Annotated in this window: 1 protein-coding gene; it reads left to right on the top strand. The window is 68.1% G+C overall.

Annotated elements, in window-relative coordinates:
* Positions 1 to 157: 157 nt before the first annotated feature.
* Positions 158 to 1999: DNA translocase FtsK (locus NZM16_RS02570; RefSeq protein WP_295478311.1), on the top strand; the 1842-nt coding region annotated here is incomplete at its 3' end.

Raw genomic sequence — 1999 nt, 5'->3', positions numbered from 1 at the left:
GGGGTTCCGGTTTTGGGTGGTGGCCGGTTACCACTGATTTTGACGCATCGCGCCTCCTATTCACTGGGGGTTGGGGGGGGGCGCGGCCGCCTTGGGCGGCCTCGCCCGCTTGTAACGATCTGTCCTTCTCCTTGTTCAGACGACAAACTCAGCGAAGATGAAGCGACGCGTTCGAACGGTCCATGCCCGCCCGGCTCGCAGCGAGCCGGCCCGCGCTAGGGCCAGCGGGTCTCCGGCTCCTTCCGGCCTCCCCGAGTGGATCCGACGGCTGGGTCCACCTCGGTGGTATGGCACGCCGGCTTTCGGGCGACGGGAGCGTCAGGCCGTCGCGCTGGGGCTGATCGGTCTGGGGCTGTTTTCCGGTCTGACCGTGCTGGGCCTCAGCCCGGGGCGGTGGAGCGATGCATGGGCCGGGTTGTTGCGAAGTCTCTTTGGATGGGGAAGCCTACCGGTCGCCGCGGGCTGGGCAGGGCTCGGGATATGGATGTTATTGCGGACCATGGGCCGGGCACCGGCACCGAATGGCTGGCGGATCCTGGCGGTGGAGGGGGCCATACTGGGGCTTTTCGGCCTGGCCCATGGGCTGGCCCTGCTGACCTATGAAGCCCCCTGGGAAATCATTGAGCGGGGGAAAGGGGGTGGAACGCTGGGCTGGCTGATCTGGACGGCCGCATCCGCTCCGCTGGGGCCCGGCGTAGGAGCGGCCCTCCTGGTTCTGGCGACCGGGATCAGCGGATGGTTCGCGCTCGCCCGATGGACTCCCCCATCCATCGCCCCGAAAGCGAGCGCACCGGCCCCTGCGCCGACTGCGCCGGCGAACCCACCGCCACCTCCGAAGCCTGTCCGGCCGTCCCCGCGACCGGCCCCTTCGGATCTGAAGATCGTGACGGCGCTGCCCCAGCGCCCGGCTCGGGTGAAGCGGGATCGCCGCCTGCCTCCGCTGGATCTCCTGGAGGAGGACGAACCGGCCCCGGTCTCCCCCGAGGAGATCCGCCAGAAAGCAGCGATCATCGAGGATACCCTCCGGCAGTTCGGGCTGGAGGCCCGCGTGGTGGAAGCCACTCAGGGCCCGACGGTCACCCAGTTCGGCTTGCTACCGGGTTACATTGAGCGTCCAGGGCCGGAAGGAGAGGTGCGCCGTCAGAAGGTTCGGGTGGCTCAGATCGCCGCCCTGGCCAACGATCTCGCGCTGGCCCTGGCGGCCCCCTCGCTCCGGATCGAAGCCCCGGTCCCCGGCCGCGGCCTCATCGGCATCGAGGTCCCCAACCGGCAGATCAGCTTGGTCCGCTTGCGGGGGTTGCTGGCCTCCCCTGAGTTCCGGAAGGTCGGGTCGCCCCTGGCCATCGCCCTGGGCCGGGATGTGGCCGGCCGGCCGGTCGTGGCCGATCTGGCGACGATGCCTCATCTGCTGATCGCTGGGACCACGGGCTCGGGGAAGTCGGTATGTATCAATGCGCTGCTCACATGCCTGGTCTATAACAACACCCCGGAGGAGCTCCGCCTGGTCCTGATCGATCCCAAGATGGTGGAGCTGGTGCGGTGGAACGGGCTGCCGCACCTTTACGGGAAGGTGGAATTCGAGATCGAGCGCACCGTGGGAGTTCTGCGCTGGCTCACCCGCCAGATGGAAGAGCGCTACCGGCAGTTCGCGGCCGTTGGGGCACGGAATCTCGCGGATTTCAACGCCCGGGCGGAGGAGGCTGGGGAAGCACGGCTGCCTTACATCGTGCTGTTCATCGATGAACTGGCAGACCTGATGATGGCTGCGCCCGTTGATGTCGAGCGGACCATTACCCGGCTGGCGCAGATGGCGCGGGCGACGGGCATTCATCTGGTGATCGCCACCCAGCGCCCCAGCGTGGACGTGGTGACGGGGCTGATCAAGGCCAACTTCCCGGCCCGCATCGCCTTCGCGGTGGCCTCCTCGGTGGACTCCCGGGTGATCCTGGATATGCCCGGGGCGGAGACCCTGTTAGGGCGCGGGGATATGCTCTTCCTG

Origin of the sequence: Thermoflexus sp. (assembly GCF_025055495.1) — a bacterium.
Classification (GTDB): domain Bacteria; phylum Chloroflexota; class Anaerolineae; order Thermoflexales; family Thermoflexaceae; genus Thermoflexus.
The sequence above is the reverse complement of the archived record's forward strand: the minus strand, read 5'-3'. Positions and strand labels throughout refer to the sequence as shown.